The 16,767-nt window shown below is 65.6% G+C and carries 16 protein-coding genes and 1 pseudogene; 7 read left to right on the forward strand and 10 right to left on the reverse strand.

The genetic code is table 11. From position 1 onward, the window contains the following. Positions 1-276 precede the first annotated feature (276 nt). On the forward strand, positions 277-2,886 hold the full coding sequence (locus C9424_RS16290; protein WP_237563506.1) for a bifunctional lysylphosphatidylglycerol flippase/synthetase MprF: 2,610 nt from the start codon (positions 277-279) through the stop codon (positions 2,884-2,886). Positions 2,887-2,989: 103 nt separating this feature from the next. Here the strand turns inward: C9424_RS16290 and C9424_RS16295 are convergent, their stop codons facing one another. Both C9424_RS16295 and C9424_RS16300 read right to left on the reverse strand, forming a co-directional pair. After that, entirely contained in the window at positions 2,990-3,703 is a 714-nt protein-coding gene (locus tag C9424_RS16295) for a GAF and ANTAR domain-containing protein (protein ID WP_116767947.1), read from the reverse strand. A 27-nt stretch (positions 3,704-3,730) separates the two neighbouring features. Further along, positions 3,731-4,390 (reverse strand): GAF and ANTAR domain-containing protein, encoded by a 660-nt coding sequence (locus tag C9424_RS16300; RefSeq protein WP_237563507.1) that lies wholly within the window; start codon positions 4,388-4,390, stop codon positions 3,731-3,733. Between the two features lie 364 nt (positions 4,391-4,754). Here C9424_RS16300 and C9424_RS16305 point away from each other — a divergent pair, with 364 nt between their 5' ends. Both C9424_RS16305 and C9424_RS16310 read left to right on the forward strand, forming a co-directional pair. Continuing rightward, positions 4,755-5,312, forward strand: coding sequence for a hypothetical protein (locus tag C9424_RS16305; RefSeq protein ID WP_116767948.1), 558 nt, complete (start codon positions 4,755-4,757; stop codon positions 5,310-5,312). Then, the gene (locus tag C9424_RS16310) at positions 5,309-5,536 is read left to right on the forward strand and encodes a hypothetical protein (protein WP_116767949.1); all 228 of its coding nucleotides are present in this window, start codon (positions 5,309-5,311) and stop codon (positions 5,534-5,536) included. The genes C9424_RS16305 and C9424_RS16310 overlap by 4 nt, the downstream gene beginning before the upstream one ends. Positions 5,537-5,564: 28 nt before the next feature. Here the strand turns inward: C9424_RS16310 and C9424_RS16315 are convergent, their stop codons facing one another. Beyond that, positions 5,565-6,437, reverse strand: a complete 873-nt coding sequence (locus C9424_RS16315; protein ID WP_116767950.1) for an SGNH/GDSL hydrolase family protein — start codon at positions 6,435-6,437, stop codon at positions 5,565-5,567. A gap of 118 nt (positions 6,438-6,555) precedes the next feature. Between C9424_RS16315 and C9424_RS16320 the strand changes: the two genes are divergently transcribed. Continuing rightward, positions 6,556-7,743 (forward strand): IS30 family transposase, encoded by a 1,188-nt coding sequence (locus tag C9424_RS16320; RefSeq protein ID WP_116767951.1) that lies wholly within the window; start codon positions 6,556-6,558, stop codon positions 7,741-7,743. 123 nt (positions 7,744-7,866) lie between these two features. Here the strand turns inward: C9424_RS16320 and C9424_RS16325 are convergent, their stop codons facing one another. The 3 genes from C9424_RS16325 to C9424_RS16335 are packed head-to-tail and all read right to left on the reverse strand — an operon-like array spanning position 7,867 to position 11,028. Further along, on the reverse strand, positions 7,867-8,970 hold the full coding sequence (locus C9424_RS16325) for an ABC transporter permease (protein ID WP_116767952.1): 1,104 nt from the start codon (positions 8,968-8,970) through the stop codon (positions 7,867-7,869). 13 nt (positions 8,971-8,983) lie between these two features. Then, positions 8,984-10,093, reverse strand: a complete 1,110-nt coding sequence (locus C9424_RS16330) for an ABC transporter permease (RefSeq protein ID WP_116767953.1) — start codon at positions 10,091-10,093, stop codon at positions 8,984-8,986. Continuing rightward, positions 10,090-11,028, reverse strand: a complete 939-nt coding sequence (locus tag C9424_RS16335) for an ABC transporter ATP-binding protein (protein WP_116767954.1) — start codon at positions 11,026-11,028, stop codon at positions 10,090-10,092. Before C9424_RS16335 ends, C9424_RS16330 begins: the two co-directional genes overlap by 4 nt. Before the next feature lie 224 nt (positions 11,029-11,252). On the opposite strand from C9424_RS16335, the gene C9424_RS16340 reads away from it, so the two are divergent. The 3 genes from C9424_RS16340 to C9424_RS16350 are packed head-to-tail and all read left to right on the forward strand — an operon-like array spanning position 11,253 to position 13,675. After that, positions 11,253-12,317: a hypothetical protein gene (locus tag C9424_RS16340; protein ID WP_116767955.1), complete on the forward strand. Its 1,065-nt coding sequence runs from the start codon at positions 11,253-11,255 to the stop codon at positions 12,315-12,317. Between the two features lie 18 nt (positions 12,318-12,335). After that, entirely contained in the window at positions 12,336-12,875 is a 540-nt protein-coding gene (locus C9424_RS16345; RefSeq protein WP_116768002.1) for a methyltransferase family protein, read from the forward strand. An 11-nt stretch (positions 12,876-12,886) separates the two neighbouring features. Next, positions 12,887-13,675 (forward strand): GNAT family N-acetyltransferase, encoded by a 789-nt coding sequence (locus tag C9424_RS16350; protein ID WP_116767956.1) that lies wholly within the window; start codon positions 12,887-12,889, stop codon positions 13,673-13,675. Between the two features lie 26 nt (positions 13,676-13,701). Here C9424_RS16350 and C9424_RS16355 read toward each other — a convergent pair whose 3' ends face one another. The 4 genes and pseudogenes from C9424_RS16355 to C9424_RS16375 form a co-directional block, all read right to left on the reverse strand. Beyond that, a complete protein-coding gene (locus C9424_RS16355) occupies positions 13,702-14,316 on the reverse strand; it encodes a hypothetical protein (protein WP_116767957.1) in 615 nt (204 codons plus the stop codon). Between the two features lie 31 nt (positions 14,317-14,347). Continuing rightward, positions 14,348-14,839 (reverse strand): hypothetical protein, encoded by a 492-nt coding sequence (locus C9424_RS16360; protein WP_133247526.1) that lies wholly within the window; start codon positions 14,837-14,839, stop codon positions 14,348-14,350. 438 nt (positions 14,840-15,277) lie between these two features. Continuing rightward, positions 15,278-16,222 (reverse strand): annotated as a pseudogene (locus C9424_RS16370) (threonine/serine dehydratase). Between the two features lie 92 nt (positions 16,223-16,314). Beyond that, a complete protein-coding gene (locus C9424_RS16375; RefSeq protein WP_237563508.1) occupies positions 16,315-16,656 on the reverse strand; it encodes an Hpt domain-containing protein in 342 nt (113 codons plus the stop codon). Between the last annotated feature and the right edge of the window lie 111 nt (positions 16,657-16,767).

The following is a 16,767-nucleotide window of genomic DNA, read 5'->3' on the forward strand; positions in this document are numbered from 1 at the left end:
GTGTTTCCTCCTGTCCGCGATTGGGGTTACGGCCGGCGGTCCGCCAAGGCCGGACGCTGCTCCGCACAGGGAATGCAAGCGCCTTCAGTGGCTTTTATAGCACGCCAGCCGTAGGCGAAGCTGGGAGTTTGAGGGGTGCTAGCATCGTTCCGGCCCTGGGCCACCGTCGATGAGCGATCAGGGGAACAGCCTTTTGCGGGCTCGGACGTAAGTGGTCAAATGGAAGCGACAGGATGGGCCTGCCTTGAGTGTCCCGAAATCCTGAAAGGATCCCCAGTGCCAGAATCGCCGCCGCTCGCCGGGCACAGGCGGTCCCGTCGCCGCAGGTCAGCGCGCTGGCTGCTCTCGGTGCTGCGGGGGGCTCCCGTCACGCTGGCGTTTGTCGCCGTCTTCTGGATCCTGGGTCTCCTTTCCTCGAGTATCGTCTCCGGCCCTGCACTGCACTGGAGGGCCGATGTGGCGGCGACGGCGCAGTCGTTGCCGAATCATTGGTGGACGCCTCTGACCGCCGCGTTCTGGGCCCGGGATCTGCTCGGCTATGTGGTGGGAACGGTGCTGGTGCTGTTGGCCTGCATACCGTTGGAACGGCAGATGGGCAGCAGGAAGTTCGCACTGGCGGCCGTTGCGACCCAGATTGCGGGGCTCCTGGCTGCCGCAGGATTTTGGGCGGGCACCCGTGCCCTGACGGGGAACTGGGCCCGGGAAGTGGGCGGAACATTTTTTCTTGGCCCGAGCGCTTTCATCTGCGGGACCGCCATGGCCGCCACGGCTTCCATGGGCACCTTGTGGAGGCGGCGGATCCGTCTGGGGCTCTTTGGGCTCCTGATTCTTCTCGCCCTCTACAACGGGGGGTTCGCCGATCTGGCGCGGCTTGGAGCCGGTGCTGCGGGCGCACTCCTGGGCCCGATCCTTCTGGGCCGCCGCCCCCGGCTGGTGCGCCCGGTGAGTTCACGGCATGAGGGGAGGATCCTCGTAGCTCTCCTCGTGGCAGTCTCGGCCGTCGGGCCGGTGGTTGCGGGCCTGGCCCCGCACGCTGTCGGGCCGCTCTCGGTCTTGCGCTTCCTCTTCACGGACATCCGGCCCGTGGACCCCCAGACAATGCAGAACATCTGTGCAGTCCCGGCCCAGCACCGGGATTGTGAGGCCGCGCACCTGCAACTGAGGGCAGGGGCGGGCGCAATCTTCATGGCGATTGTTCCGTCCTTTCTTCTGCTGCTGCTCTCTGAGGGCCTCCGACGCGGACGGCGCTTCGCCTGGGCCGGTGTGCTGGTGGTCCAGGCCGCGCTATCACTGCTGGCCCTCATTACGTTGGTGGGGGTGCTCCTGGCGGCAGGACCGGACACGGTTGCCGGGGAACTGGTGGATGCGAGCCAGCCGGGCCACAGCACCCAACCGCTGGCACTTGTGGTCCCGCTTCTCGTCCCCGTCATGATTTTCGGCGTGGTCTTGGCCTGCCGGAGGTTGTTTCCTGTCGCCGCACCCCCCGGGACCTACACCCGGCTCGCCCTGCAGGTCCTGGCTCTGGCCGGCGTCCTGGGCGTTATCTATGTCGCGGCCGGGCTGGTCCTCGCAGCGGATTTCACCCCCGTCCCCGGACTCGCCGATCTGGTGGCCGACGTCCCCGACAGGTTCCTGCCGCTGGGCTTCACGGTGGACGTTCCGCCCGCCTTCTTCCCGGAGAGCACCTTGGCAGTTCTGCTCTACGAGGGAGTCGGCATTGTCTTCTGGGCCATCACGGGCGTGCTGGTCCTTAAATCCTTTGTCCGTCCGACACACCCCCGGCACGGCGATGACAAAGACAAAGCGTTGGCGATCCTCACATCACAGGAGGGCAGTTCCATATCCTGGATGACGACGTGGACCGGGAACGCCTACTGGTTCTCCCGCACGGGTCAGAGCTTCATCGCCTACCGGGTCATCGCCGGGATCGCCCTGACGGCCGGCGGCCCTGTCGGGCCCAAGAACCTGATCCCGGCGGTAGTGGAGGAGTTTTACGGCTACTGCAGGTCCAATGGGTGGACGCCCTGCTTTTACTCCGTTACTGCGGAGGTCCGGGATGCTGCATCCGGCCTCGGCTGGGATTCCGTCCAGGTCGCCCAGGAAACCGTCCTGCCCCTGGACACCCTGTCGTTCAAAGGGAAGAGATTCCAGGACATACGCACGGCCTTGAACAACGCGGCCAAGGCCGGAATCCATGCAGAATGGGTTCGCTATCCCACGGCCGGCCTGGGCATCCAGACCCAGATCCTGGCCATCTCCGAAGAATGGGTCGCGGACCGCAAAATGCCCGAAATGGGGTTCACCCTCGGCGGGCTGGACGAACTCAACGACCCTGAAGTTCGCTGCTTGCTCGCCATTGACGCCCACCAACAGATCCACGCGGTCACCTCCTGGCTCCCGGTCTACCGCAACGGACGGATCGTCGGCTGGACCCTTGATTTCATGAGGAGGCGCAGCACCGGCTTCCGGCCGGCTATCGAGTTCCTCATAGCCTCCGCAGCAACGAGCCTCAAGGATGAGAACTGCGAATTCATCAGCCTCTCCGGGGCGCCCCTGGCCCGGGTGTCTCCCACCCTCCACCCGGACGGGACGCCGGAGCGTCCGCCTGCGACCGCCGGCCTGGACCGGCTCTTGGATCGCCTGGGATCCGCCCTTGAACCCGTCTACGGATTCCGGTCCCTTTTGGCTTTCAAGAGCAAGTTTCACCCCCGCTATGTCCCTATCTACATGGTCTACCCGGACTCGGCAGCCCTGCCCGGCATCGCCAATGCCCTCACCCGCGCCTACCTGCCGGACCTGTCCCTGGGCGAGGGGTTCCGGCTCCTGCGCAGCATCCTTAGCGAACGCGTCGGGACGGGTGGACATCCGGGTCGTCGGCCGCAATGAGGATGCTCGTCAGGAAGCGGCCCTTCTCCATGTGGCCGCGCTGGGGGAGGCGGAAGGAGCGCAGGTGTCGCTGAGCCGTCGAGGACGCGGATTGCGGTTGGGGCTAGATGCTAATTCTGCGGTTGATGATCTTGTCCGCTGTTTCATAGATGGTCTGGTTGTGGGCGCGCGCGTAGCCGCGCAGCAGGGCAAACGCCGCGTTCATGTCGACCTTGGAGGTCTGTGCGATCACGCCCTTGGCCTGTTCGATCAGGATGCGGCTGCTGAGAGCACGCTGCAGCTGTTCGTTGATCAGGGCGTTTTCCCTCGCGGCGCGTTCCTGCAGGAGGGTGATGGTTGCCACGTCAGCAAAGGCCTGTGCGATCGCGGCGTCCTCTGCGGTGAGGGGACCGGCCTCGTGGCCAAAGAGATTCAAAGCACCAATGGTCCGGTTGCGCAGGCGCATTGGGACGGCGTGCAGGGACCGGAAGCCCTGGGATAGCGCAGAAGCCTGGAAGAGCGGCCATCGGGAACCTTCTGCCGCGATGTCATCGACAGCAACAACAGCTCCGGTCCGGTAGCAGTCCACGCACGGACCCGCACCGGCCTCGAGCTGGAGGACCTCCACCAATTGGCTTTCCTCGCTCGTTGAAGCCATAACTTGGAGGTCTCCGGCCGGATCGACAAGCACGAGTCCTGCGGCGGCGGCGTCAAGAATGCCGACGGATTCATCTACCAGAGTGTGCAGGAGGTCGAAGACGTCGAAGTCTGCCACGAGTGTGTCCGCGATCTTGACGAAAGCGGCACTTACGCGTCCGGCGCGGCTTATCATCGCCATATTCGGATTCTACTGCATGCGCCCAACTCAGCCGCCCCCGGGGGTGAAGTCGACGCTTCTGCTGACCACGTCCCTCGCCACCTCCCGGACGGTACGTCCGTGGGCGAACGCGTGCGCCCGCATCAGCAGAAGTGCGTCCCGTGCAGACGTCCCGGCTTGAGCCAGGACCATCCCGGTGGCCTGGTGGATCTCGCGCCGTGAGAGGGGAGAGCCATCCGGTGGTGGGTCAGTGCCGTCTCCGGTGGGAAGGGTCAGGAGCTGGCGCAGCAAGTGCCAGGTCACGACGTCGGCGAGCTGCAGGGCTTTGGAATGCTCCGCCGGGCTAAGTGGGCCGGACACGGAACTATAGAGCTCTGCCACGCCGACATCCAGCGCGCCGAGCGCCAGCGGAAAAACAAAGAGGGCCGAAACATCCAGCTCCAACAGGGACTTTGCAAAGACCGGCCACGCGGCATGCGAACCATTGCGCACATCCGGTAGAAGCACGGGTCTGCGGGTTTGCAGGGCTTCCCAGCGTGGGCCTTCCCCAAGGTCGTACTGCAGCTCGTCGATTCTTGCAGAGACCGCGTCGCTGGCACACACCATTGTCTCCGGCGCCAGCCCGGAGAACACCGAGATTGCCGCTCCGGAAATCGGCAACGACTCAAGGAACCCGGCGCACAGGCCGGCATCAAGTCCGTCTGCCAATGAGTCTGAGTCATCAACCATGCCGGGCCGCCGGACCAGGCGAGTCCACGAGGCCGAAGCTTCCCGCGGCGGGAGGGACATGCCATTCAATCGTCAGACAGCTGGCCATGGGGTCGCGCCTCCTCGGCCGGGTTGGAGTGCCATCAATCGCGATGGAACCACCTCAATGTTTGTTCCAGTTTATGCCTGCCTCAAGTTGACCCTGGTGGCGGCGCAAGCTCCTCCTTTTGCCACTGCTGTCTCAGCGGCGTGGACTTGCCCCGGCTCGCCCTACCTTCTTGAATCAAGATCCGATAAAGTGACCTTGTTGCCCCAGACCCCGGTAGCGCCATTCTTCGGCGTATTATCCAGGAGGCTCCCACTGATGCGAGGCAACCCCGACCCCAGAGTCGAGTCCGTACACCCTTTCCACCGTTCCACGGCCATCATCGACAATCCGCGCGTCGAGCGCAGGAAAGCCAATGAGCAGCAGGACCAGACCGGTGATGGCGGGCAGGCGCCGGCGCCTCCGGTCCAAGCCTCGGAGCAGGTGCTGCCGGCCGAGCTTGCCGACTTCCTGTGGAGGCGACAGGAACCGGGTCTTGACCAGCTGCCGTCTTCCACCGGTGGGCGAGGTAACGCGCAAAATTTCGGAATCTGGCGGGATCAGCTGTTGGCAGAGATCGAAAACATCGCCGGGAAGCTGAGAGTGAAGGTGGAACGGTACGCCTTGGTGCGGGCAGCCTACTTTTCCGATCAAGCCGCGGAACCAACCAACGAAGTTGCCGTGGCCTGGATTCAGGATGCCCTTGAAGATATTGCCGCGACTGCCGTGGGCATCGAGATTGCCTCACGCGAACTATTTCTCCGCGCCAAGTCGGCAGGGGAACAGGACCTCAGAAACGAAACAGTCGACGAACGACAGACAGGAACAGCAGAATGACCAACCCCCTCGAGTCCGAATGGACTTGTTTCGTAGAGGCAAATGAGCCCCATCTCATTGAAGAGAACCTGAACGCCGCATTGGACGTAGCACTGGAGCACGCCATGAAGGACGGCCGGTTCGGCATTCTCGTGACTCGTCATGGACACACAAGGTTCACGGTCGCCCTCAGCGCCGATGTGCCCTACGGGCAGACCATGGAGGAGAACGGGCCCGCTTCATAAAAGCGGCAAGGCCCCTGGCCCGGCCGGGTTAGTCCTGTGCATCATTTCCGATGAATGTCCCGGGTGGCATCCGGGCGCCAAACACGGGGCCCGCGGCTGGCCGCTTGGCACGGAGCTCTTCCTGCGCGATCCGTTGTTTGAGGCGTTGCAGGACCCAAGGGGCCAAGTGTTCGCGTGCCCAGAAGATGTCATCGGCCCTTGCCTCACGCCACCTGCGCCCCGGGAGGTCTTTGGGCGTCATCGGTTGCAAGGTGTGGGGGACGTTGAGGGTATCCAACACCATCATGGCGATGGTGTGCTGGCCCAGCGCGGAGAAGTGCAGCCGGTCCGGATCCCACATCTGCGGGTGGGCGAGCTGACGCAGTGCCCAGAGGTCGGCGATGACCGCATCATGGCGGACCGCAATGGTGCGCATATTCTCGTTGAAGATGGCCACCCTGCCGCGGACCCGACCCAGCACGGGAGTTGCGCCCCAGTCCGGGCCGGCGAATATGACGACCATGGCGCCGGTGGAGGCCAGCAGTTCCACGCCGGCGTCCATCCGGGCGGCGAGTTTATCCGGATCGCTCCTGTGGAAGATCAAGTCATTTCCCCCGGCATTGAGCGTGATCAGATCCGGACGCAGGTCTAGAGCGGGACCCACCTGCTCATCCAGGATCTGGTGAAGCAACCGTCCGCGGATTGCCAGGTTTGCATAGGCGAAGCCTTCGTGTCCGTTGCTTAGCTCCTCCGCGACCCGGTCCGCCCAGCCCCGCAGGCCCCCCGGGCTCCGCGGTTCCGGATCCCCGACCCCTTCAGTGAATGAATCACCCAAGGCCACATAACGGCTCCAAGGGTGCAGACGGGCTCGGTCTTCAACAAAGCCAGCCTGCGCCGGACCCTCGGCGCTGGGAACGTTCATTCACTCATACTGCGCTCAACCGAGGGCGGGCGCCATGCCCGGAGCTATCACATGACTTTCGGTCTACCCCTGGCAAAGTCATATGGTCGCTGCAACGCTCTGATTGATGGAGCGTTTGATGGTCAATGTGTTTTCCCTGGATGCGCGTACTGAGTTCTTTGATCTGGTGTGTGGCGGGATGTCGATCCTGGCTGCGGCCCGGCGTGTCGGCGCCACGCATGGGACCGGGAGGAATTGGTGGGCCCAGTCTGGCCACATGATGACTGTGGACATGGGGCCCGTTGGGGGTCTTTCGGATCCGGCGCCCACGGCCGAAGGGCCGGAGGGCCGGGCACTGAATCTGGCTGAGCGGGGGATGATCCAGATGGGCCTGCGCAGCGGACTCAGTTACGCCAGGATCGGTGAGCTGATCGGCCGGGACAGGTCCGTGGTCTGGCGGGAGGCGAAACGGAACACCGGCGCGGACGGGGTGTATTACGCCTCGGTCGCCCATACGAAGGCACATCAGGCCAGGCGCCGGCCGAAGGCGTTGAAGCTCGTCGGGGACGAGGCGCTCTGCCGGCTGATCGGGGTGTGGATGGATGACGGGTGGAGCCCGAAACTGATCTCGGCGATGTTGGCCTTCTACTTCCCCGACGATCAGACTATGCAGGTGAGCCACGAAACGATCTACCAGGCCTTATATGTTCAATCCCGCGGAAGTCTGCGGGCAGATCTGGCGGAGAAGCTCAGCCTGAAGCGGAAGCAGCGCGTTCCCCACGCCGCGGACCGGCACAAGAACAGCCCCTACAAGGAGGCGTTCAAGATCAGTGAGCGCCCGGCCGAGGTCCAGGACCGGGCGGTCCCGGGCCACTGGGAGGGCGACCTCATCATCGGCTGCGACGGGACCGCGATCGGCACTCTCGTGGAACGCTCGACGAGGTTCACGATCCTCCTCCACCTTCCCGGGGACCACACCGCTGACACCGTCGCTGCCGCGATGATCCGGGAGATGGGAAAACTCCCGGATCACCTGCGCCGGTCGATCACCTGGGACCGCGGCACGGAACTCGCCGCGTACGCCCGGATCCAGACCGCACTGGACACCACGCTCTACTTCTGCGACCCGCACTCGCCCTGGCAGCGCGGGACCAACGAGAACACCAACCGGCTCCTGAGATTCTGGCTCGAGAAAGGCTCAGACCTTTCAGTCCATACCCCGGAGGACCTCCGCCAAGTCGCCGCGAAACTCAACCGCCGCCCCCGACCCACCCTGAACCTGGAGACCCCAGCCAACCGGCTGAACCAGCTGCTGCACGCAGCCTAAACCCCGGCGTTGCTCCAACCAGTTGACTTTGCCCCTGGTATCAAGACTCTTGCCCGGAGGCCCATGCAGTGCCGCCCACGGACGGTGTGCGGCCAGCGCATTCCGTCCGGCCCCCATCCGGACTTAGTCGTCAAGGACGAGCCGCCGGCGGAGTGACATGATGCCCAAGACCAGGCCGCCTGCGGCCGTCAGCAGCAGCACCGCCACGTCCCGGCCAAGGTTGTCGGTCGACTGGTAGAAGATCGCGCCCTCCAGTGCATCCACCCCATAAAACGTGGGCGTGAAGTGCGCTATGGTCTGAATCCATCCGGGCAGGAAGGCCGCGACGCTGATTCCGCCGCTCAGGAAGAAAAGGTAGATCGCCACGTTGATCCCGGCCGCCGATACCGGCGCAAACCGGCGGAAGGTGGCTCCAAGGGCGGCCCCGACCCCGGCCGCCGCGAGTGCGATCAGCCCGATCACGGCCAGCGCCGGCAGCCAGTACCAGCCCGCCGGCCGCAGGAAGCCCGAGACCGCCGACAGGACCAGCACCAGCGCTGCCACCAGCATGGTGGTCACCCAGCACCCTAGGATCTTCCCGGCGATCAGGGCCCCGCGGCCGATCGGTGCAAGTAGCAGCGCCTTGATGGTCAGGTCCTCGAATTCCCGGGCGGTGGCCAGCCCGCCGTTGACGACACCCAAGAGCGTCAGCAGCAGCACGAGGATGGGCACCAGTTCGAACTGTACGAGGTCAACGTCATGCGGCCTCAGATCCGACTCGGCGACGCCGACCATGACGGGGTTGTCCGGCTGGCCCGCGTAAAAGCGCGTGATCGCCGTCGGCAGCGATCGCCGGAGGTCGTTGGTGAAGTCCAGGTTCAGATTGTTGATCCGGATCTGTACCGGGTCCGGCCGGTGCATCCGGTAGTCGTCGTCGAAGGAGGCGGGGATGGTGATCACGGCGGCCACCTGGAGAGTGTCGAGCAAATGCGCCGCCTCATCCGGAGTTGCGGCTTGGACGCGGAACGCGTCGGAGTCATTGAGGATCGAGACCAGGCGCTGAGCCTGCGGGCCGGAGTCCTCGGCCACCACTGCCACCGGATTGCGGCCGGTTGCCCCCGCCACGACGAAGATGATCAGCAAGAAGGCGATCGGCGGCAGCAGGCTGACCGCGATTGCCGAGGGTGTGCGCACCCACGTCACGATGTCTTTGGCCGCGATGGCAAGGACTGCCCGCAGGGCTCCCATCAGTGCGATCCCATCAGTGCCCCACCCCCCGGCGGCCGAAAACCAATGCGGTGAGCGCCACCGTGAGAAGGGTGAACCCGGCCAGGACCATCGTGTCGACGGTCAGGTCCGGGGTGGCCGTCTGGAAACCGTGGAAGGCGTGCTCGAACGCGGCGATCGCATAGGTGAGCGGGGACACGGCCGCGATGGCTCCGGGAACTTCACCCAGCCAGTTCGCCGGTCCGAACGGACCGCTCAGAAAGAACAGCGGCAGGACGCAGGCGATGGAGAGCGGGATCGCCTGCTGGCGCCGGCGGACCAGCGTCCCGACCAGCACACCGAGGGCAAGAAAGGCTGCGATCATCAAAAGGCCAAACCCGAGTACCTCCAGGGGATGGAGGGGCTGCACCCCGATCACCAGGATGACGACGCCCAGCACCAGAATGGCCGACGCTGCAGTGAGCGCGGCTGCGCCAAGAATTTTTCCGAGCCCGATCGCAAGCCGGCTAACCGGGGCCAGTGCCAGTTCCTTGACGGTTCCCAGTTCGTAGTCCCGCGCGGCGTTGACGCTGCCCTGCAACAGCGCGGCGAGCAGCAGCCCGGCCACCACGATGCTGACGGCCAGGTAGGGAATGTAGCCGGTGTCGTGCTCCTGGACGTCGGACTCGACCGCCCTCACGACGACCTGTTCAGGGAACGCGCCGGCGTAGAAGGATGTTATGGACAGCGGCACCGCCCGCCGGATGTCGTTGGTGAAGTCGACGTTGAGGTTGTTGAGCTCGACCGGGATGTCCACCCGTCGTCCGGCGTTGAGCGCGGCATCAAAGTCTTGCGGTACCGTCACGACGGCGACGACGGTTCCCGCGCGGATCTCGCGCTCCGCGTCCGCCGGGGAGGCCGTATGGATGATAAACGACTGCGAGTTGTTCATGGCCTGAACGAATTGCCCGGCCAACGGGCCATGGGTCTTCATCACCACCGCGATCGGCGCCTGGCCCCCGCTGATGGCGAACAGCAGGAAAAGCAGCAGGAAGTTGATCGGGATGATGATGCCGGCTATCGCGAACAGCGGTTCCCGGAGGGTGAGGCGGATGTCCACCGCCGCGACGGCCCGGACCACACGCAGGTTGTGTCGGAGGCTCATTCCCTGAGCTCCTTGCCGGTCAGGCTCTGGAAGACCTCGTCCAGGCTCGGTTCGCGGCTCTGGATCTCCTCAAGGCTCGTGGATTCGACCACCGCCGTCACCACCTTGCCGGTGACGGCGGCGCCCCCTTCCACAGTGACCTTCAGCCATTCGTCGGCAGCGACAGCGGAAACCACACCGGGCAGGGCACGGACTTTCCGGACGATGTCCTCCGCCGGCACCGGCTGGGTGCGCATTTCCAGGACCGTGTCACCGAAGCTGCGGCGAAGGTTCGACGGCGAGTCCAGCGCCACGAGGCGCCCGCGGTCGATGATGCCCAGCCGGTCACAGAGGACGTTTGCCTCTTCGAGGTAGTTCGTGGTGATGAGCACGGTGGTTCCGCGCTCTTTGAGCTCGAGGATCCGGTCCCAGAGCGCGCGCCGGCTCTGCACATCGACTCCCAGGGCGGGCTCGTCGAAGTAGAGCAGCTCGGGCTCGTGGAGCAGTGCCCGGACCAGGGCCAGACGTCGTTTCATGCCGCCGGAGAAGGTGGAGACGCGGCTCTTTCGCCGCTCGTCGAGCTGCGCAAGCTCCAGCAATGACGTGATCCGCTTCTCGATGCCCTTCCGGGGCACGTCGAAGAGATCGGCGTGAAAGCGGAGGTTGGCTTCCGCCGTGAGCTCCTCGTAGAGGGCGTTCTCTTGCGGCACCGTCCCCAGCGAGCGTCGGATCCTCTGCGGATCCACGAGCATGTCCACGCCAAGGACCGTGACCCCTCCGGAGGTCGGACGGCTCAGGCCGCTGATCATGTTGATGGTGGTTGTCTTGCCGGATCCGTTGGGCCCGAGCAGGCCGAAGATTTCCCCGCGTTCGACCCGCAGACTGAGCTTGTCGATTGCGGTGAAGGAGCCGAATCGTTTGGTGACTTCTGTGAGCTCGATGGCCGTTTCGGTCATGCCCTTACCTCCTTGGGCCACAGGCGCGGTGACCGGCCGGCAGTCTCATCGGGCGGCCCCACGGCTCCATGATGGGACGGGGCCGATCAAAACACAACCGGTCGCGGTTACGCATCTGGCGTTTGAACCCCGGGAGGTCCACGCTTTAAGGAGTCGGGCTGTAGCCCGACGTCGGGCGGTGCCGGATCGCCGAGGGCGGTCTGCGGAGTGCGAGGAGAACGACCATGGTTGACACGGCAGCCCCGGCGCTCAGGACCGGCGTCGGGCGGGACCTGGTCACAGAACTGCTGGGCATCTGGCTCCTCCTGGCGGTCTTCCTGGATGGCTGGGCACACCTCCACGTTCCCGGACTGGAAACGTTCTTCACCCCCTGGCACGCCGCTCTCTATTCCGGCCTCCTTGCCATGGCAGCGTGGACGGCCACCGTGATCTGGAGGAACCGCGAGCCCGGGCAGCCGCTCGCCCGCGCGATACCTGCCGGCTACCGGGGCACGGTAGTTGGAGTTGTCCTTTTCGCCGTCGCCGGCGTTCTGGACCTGGCATGGCATGAAATCCTGGGCATCGAAGTCTCGCTCGATGCGCTGGTAAGCCCCACCCATCTGCTGCTGGGGTTTAGCCTCTTCCTCATACTCGGTACCGGCGTCCGCAGCGCACGGGCCCGTGGCCGGTCGGGCGCCTTCGAGTGGTCGGCGCCGGCGCTGCTGGCTGTCGCCCTGATGACCGGTTTGGGCGCTTTCTTCCTCATTTACTGCTCGGCCTTTGTCCGGACCGCTCCCGCGGTCCCGTACATCCCGACGCCGATCGGCAGTCCCGGCCACACCCAAGCGGAGATGCCTGCGGCGATCGGTATGGCCAGCTACCTGGTGACCACGGCACTGATCATCGCCCCGTTTCTCTACACCTGGTCGGGAGCCCTGCGGCCACCTCGCGGCATCGCCACCATGCTGGTCGCCGTCGTGGCGTGGCTGCCCCTGGCGATGTCGGGATTCCGCCCGGCAGGTGTCGCCGGAGCGGCAGGTGCCACGCTGGCCGCAGTTGTGGCGGACGTGCTGATCGCCCGAGGGGGCGGCCAATTGACCGGCCGCCGGCTGCCGGCGGTCAGCGCGGTACTGGCGGCTCTTATCTGGACAGGCCAGATGATCGGGATCGCCGTGGTGTCAGGGGTTGGATGGCCTGTGTCGATGTGGCTTGGAGCCATTGTGCTGAGTTCGGCAGTGGCTGCCGGTCTGGCCTTCGTCAGCTCCTGGAACACCGGGAGCACGCCAACCCAGGAAGCAACGCACGTTTAGGAGGTTCAAGTGATCAGCATGACGGCATCCGGAGAGACGTCGCGGGAGAAGAGGCTCGCAGCCATTGGCACGGCGGTGTTCGCCGTCGCGCCGGCGACGGCGGCCGGGCTCGTTCCGTGGTTGTTGACGCGCTGGAAGGTGAAGCGGCCGGTGCCGGGCGGACTCCCCGCGCAATGCGCCGGCGTCGTGCTCATCGGTGCGGGCGCGGCAGTGATCACAAGTTCGTTTGTCCGGTTCGCCGTCGAGGGACTGGGGACCCCGGCTCCCTTTGCGCCGACGAAGCATTTGGTGGTCGGCGGCTGGTACCGATACGTGCGCAACCCCATCTACGTCGCCCTCGCCGCCTCGATTACCGGGCAGGGCCTCCTGCTGGGGCAGCCCAAGCTTTTTGCCCTTGCCGCCGTGGATGCCGTCCCGGTGGCCGCGTTTGTGGTGTTCCACGAGGAGCCCACGCTGGAACGGACGTTCGGACCTGAATATGAGATTTACCGCGCCAATGTCCCGCGCTGGCTGCCCAGGCTCACTCCCTGGCGGGACGGATCCGCTGTGCCGTTGTAGCGTGGAGGCCAATGACACTTTCGACGCAGCTTCTCATGGCCTATGACCAGCAACTCCGAACAGATGCGGAGACCCCGAGCGCGCTCGCCGTTGAACTACTGGGCCCGTTACGTCTGGTGACGTTTGCCGGCGGCCGAGGCTTCGTGACCTATCAGGATCTCGGTGGCGCCGACGCACCCACGATCGCGCGATGGGTGGCCGAGGCACTTGCTTTCTACCGCAGCGATCCAGCCATTGTGCGGGTCGAGTGGAAAACCCGTGGACACGATGATGCGCCCGGACTCCATGACGCGTTGCTCGCCAACGGATTTGAGCCCGATGAAACCGAGTCGATCATGATCGGGCCAGCCAAGGCGTTGACCGCGGACGTGCAACTCCCGCCCGGCGTCAGCCTCCGCCGCGTGAGCGAAGAACGGGACATCCGCGCCATGAGCGCAATGCAGGACGAAGTTTTCGGCGTTTCCGTCTCCAATGGCAACGCCGACGCAATCCTGGCCCGTGCGGCACGCGACGACGGGATGGAACTCTGGGTGGCCGAACACGAGGGATCGATGGTGAGCGCCGGGCGCCTCGAACCCGTTCCTGGCACGGAATTTGCCGGCATCTGGGGCGGGGCGACGCGCGCCGAGTGGCGCGGCCAAGGCATCTACCGGGCCGTTACCGCGGCCCGTGCCCGGGCCGCGCTGGCGAGGGGCAAGACACTCATCCACAGCGATTCAACCGAGTATTCACGCCCTATTTTGGAACGCTACGGTTTGCTCCGGGTGTCAACAACCACCCCGTATCGATGGCGGCGCTGAAGATCTTGGAGTCCGGCACGGGGCGGTCACCAAAATTTCTGCACACCCGGGGCTGCGTCACGGAGCCGGGCACCTTCGAGGACGATGGAGCACTCCTCTAAGCCGAACTCTCTCCACTGTGCGAGCACTCGGAGGTCTCCTGCCGGCGGCAACGGCCAGAGCCAGAGCGTGCCTGTGCCGGAGAACTCGTCGTCGCCCCCGTTCCCGCCGCCGTTTCTCAGCAGGAGGACCGGGGCTGGCGGCTGCTGGGTGCCGTCGAAGACCCCGTGCGGGTGTGCGCCCGTGCTGGCCTTGGCGCCATCGGGAAAGGCTGCGCCGAACAGGAGCATGGAAGCAGCGCCGGAGCCCCTGCGTGCGCCGGGTCTGCCCCGGAAGAATGCGTCGTTGAGATCCGCCCATTCCTCATCGGTCTGTTCGCCCCGGCGGATGGTCCAGCACACATCGAACGAACAACCCGTGGAGAAGACATCCACGCTTTTTACAGCCATCACCATCGTCGGGCTCCGGTGCAGAAACTGCCCAACATGGAGCACGGCCGGCAGCTCGGACGGCGGGGCGCCCGCCCAGGCCGGGGGCACATACCGCGTTGCCCGTCCGCGCGGCGGAAGGGGCGGCACCGGGAATTCCTGGAAGAAGGTCATGGGTGATCCTTTCGTTGGCGTGCGCCCCCAGTCACTGCGGCCGGCCCGGGAGCTGGACCGTGATGGGCGGCGTTGTTACGGGACCGCCGCATTCTTCCGAGCCGCCGGTCCTGGTCCATTCCACCGGTGATTGCTGCTGGGCGAGCACCGTGCCGTCCTTGGCGAGCACGCGCGTCGTCACTTCGTGGGGCAATGGGCCGCTGACAGTGAACAACCAGGAATTGAGCGCCGTCTTGGAGGCAACGAAAGGTGCCGGGGACGGGGAAGCGTCACCCGGGAGGCTCGGGCCCGCTGTTTTCGGCGACGCAGCCTGTGCCGGGGCTGCCTCGCGAACGGAGCAGCCCTCCGGAGTGCAGAGCTGAACATCGTTGACGGCGGTGATGTCGCCTTCGAGCCTGACAGTGATGGTGCTGACCCAGCCAACTGCCGGGCAAACGACGTCGGTCATTGCGCAGGCCGACAGTGGCAGGCCGGCAAGCATGAGCACAACGGCAGAGCGAAAGATCCCCCAATTCGACCTCATCGTGCCAGTCTAGACAGACTCCCGGCCGACCGCTCGCCTCCCGCTGCGAGAGTTTCGCCGTCGAAGTCCGCCGGAAGAATTGTCCAGGTCCGCATCGGCGAGATCGCGATGGGGACCGCTGAGACGCCGGGCCGGTTTCGCTGACCGTCCGCCCCCGGTGCCTGAGGAATGCTAAGCCGGCTTGCGTGACAACCGCGCCAACACCTAATCGCCGGAGTCGTCCTCCTGCTTCTTCTTGTCCCGGCCTGAGAAGAGTGCCTCGCACGCGGCCTCCGTCACGGCCTGGAGCAGAGCCCGGATGATCTCCCCAAGAATCCACATGCGGCCACGATAGGGCGAACGGCCCGCTTGGCCAACGAAGCAGGCCTTTCCCGGGAAATACACCGACCGGGCGACGGTCCCACCCGCGTGCATCCGCCCGGTCTTTGCCTGACGCTGTCAGGATGCCGGCGTCGGGATGCGCTCCAGCGTGCACGGATCTGTGTTGGCTCCGCACACGATCACCGCCACGCGTTCGCCGTCCTGGGGCGTGTAGGCCCCGAAGGTGAGCGCAGCGAAGGCCGCGGCCGCGCCGTACTCGGCGGGGATGCGGTACTCGCTCCACAGCTATTCCCGGGCGGAGACAATGGCAGCGTCGTCCACGAGCACCGAGACCGGCGGGACACGGGCGGCCATGCTGAACGCGATCTCACCTACGCGCCGTGCCCCCAGGGAGTCCGCCGCGATCCCGGAAACCGGCACATCGACCGGCTGTCCGGCGTCGAGGGCCGCATGCAGAGTAGGAATATTGAAGGGTTCCACCGCCACGACGCGTGAGCGGCCCTCGGCAGCTGCAGCAACGCCCGCGTACAGGCCGCCCCCGCCGACGACGATCGTGTCGATGCCGGGCTCATCCTCCAGGATCTCTTCGGCGAGGGTGCCCGCCCCCGCAGCGATCTCGAGCTGGTCGTAGGCATGGCAGAACAGTGCACCGCTGGCTTCCACGCACTCCATTGCAGCCGCATAGGCCTCCGCGTACTCCGCGCCGACCTGGCGGACGGCTGCCCCGTATCCAAGGAGGCGCTCGACCTTGACGCGCGGTGCCGTCTCCGGGACGAACACTGTCGCCGGAACCCCAAGCGCCGCTGCGGCATAGGCATTTGCCAGGCCCGCGTTGCCGCCGGACGCGGCCACCACACCGACGGCGGGGTCAAGTTCCCCTCGCTCCCGGGCGGCGAGAAGACGGTTGAAGGCCCCACGGGCCTTAAAAACACCGGTGTGCTGCTGAAACTCGCACTTGAACCAGAGCGGGGCGGCGGCGGTGCCTCCGCGGAGCAGGGGCGTGCGCCGTACATAGCCGTTGATGCGCCGCTCTGCCTCGAGCACATCGCTTCGGTTGATCACGGTTTTTCCTCAAATTGCCCCGCCGATACGGTCGCTAGAATAACGCGTGCCGCCGGTACGGTTTCCAACACTGCCGCCGAGCCGGCCCCGGGTCAGCCGTCAGTGTCCGGAGGCATGCTGGCCAGCACGTCCGTCAAAGCGGGACGGAGGTCTGCCGCGATGCGGGGGAGTGCGTCGGCGTTCGGGATCCGGCCCTCACGGAGTTCCTTCTCGAGGCCTGTGCAGTAGCGCGTCAGCTGCTCTGCTCCAACCATTGCCGAGCTTGTCTTCAGGCTCAGGACGGCATCGAGCGCATGCTCCGGGTCCGCCGTGCCCAGAGCCGTGTGCACCTGCGTCAGGCGGTCCCGGAGCAGGGCGAGGAAGTTGGAGGCAAACGTTGCTGCTGCGGTGCGACCGACGTGATCAACCAGATCCTGGAGTTTCGATTCGTCCACGACCTGTGGCGGGCGTGGATGAACGCCACTGTTTGGCTGCGCAGCCCCGGTAGGCGGTTTGCCCGCAGCGTCCCCCAACGTCATTGCCATAGCCTAACCGGTGCAGCAGAC

The organism is Arthrobacter sp. H-02-3, assembly GCF_003097355.1.
Classification (GTDB): domain Bacteria; phylum Actinomycetota; class Actinomycetes; order Actinomycetales; family Micrococcaceae; genus Arthrobacter; species Arthrobacter humicola.

Excerpts from the sequence above, each read along its gene's own strand:
- C9424_RS16325 (WP_116767952.1), bottom strand. The coding sequence starts at position 8,970 with ATGGGAGCCCTGCGGGCAGTCCTTGCCATCGCGGCCAAAGACATCGTG.
- C9424_RS16315 (WP_116767950.1), bottom strand. The coding sequence starts at position 6,437 with ATGAACGTTCCCAGCGCCGAGGGTCCGGCGCAGGCTGGCTTTGTTGAA.
- C9424_RS16305 (WP_116767948.1), top strand. The coding sequence starts at position 4,755 with ATGCGAGGCAACCCCGACCCCAGAGTCGAGTCCGTACACCCTTTCCAC.
- C9424_RS16350 (WP_116767956.1), top strand. The coding sequence starts at position 12,887 with ATGACACTTTCGACGCAGCTTCTCATGGCCTATGACCAGCAACTCCGA.
- C9424_RS16360 (WP_133247526.1), bottom strand. The coding sequence starts at position 14,839 with ATGAGGTCGAATTGGGGGATCTTTCGCTCTGCCGTTGTGCTCATGCTT.
- C9424_RS16330 (WP_116767953.1), bottom strand. The coding sequence starts at position 10,093 with ATGAGCCTCCGACACAACCTGCGTGTGGTCCGGGCCGTCGCGGCGGTG.
- C9424_RS16320 (WP_116767951.1), top strand. The coding sequence starts at position 6,556 with ATGGTCAATGTGTTTTCCCTGGATGCGCGTACTGAGTTCTTTGATCTG.
- C9424_RS16310 (WP_116767949.1), top strand. The coding sequence starts at position 5,309 with ATGACCAACCCCCTCGAGTCCGAATGGACTTGTTTCGTAGAGGCAAAT.
- C9424_RS16355 (WP_116767957.1), bottom strand. The coding sequence starts at position 14,316 with ATGACCTTCTTCCAGGAATTCCCGGTGCCGCCCCTTCCGCCGCGCGGA.
- C9424_RS16345 (WP_116768002.1), top strand. The coding sequence starts at position 12,336 with ATGACGGCATCCGGAGAGACGTCGCGGGAGAAGAGGCTCGCAGCCATT.
- C9424_RS16340 (WP_116767955.1), top strand. The coding sequence starts at position 11,253 with ATGGTTGACACGGCAGCCCCGGCGCTCAGGACCGGCGTCGGGCGGGAC.
- C9424_RS16335 (WP_116767954.1), bottom strand. The coding sequence starts at position 11,028 with ATGACCGAAACGGCCATCGAGCTCACAGAAGTCACCAAACGATTCGGC.
- C9424_RS16295 (WP_116767947.1), bottom strand. The coding sequence starts at position 3,703 with ATGGCGATGATAAGCCGCGCCGGACGCGTAAGTGCCGCTTTCGTCAAG.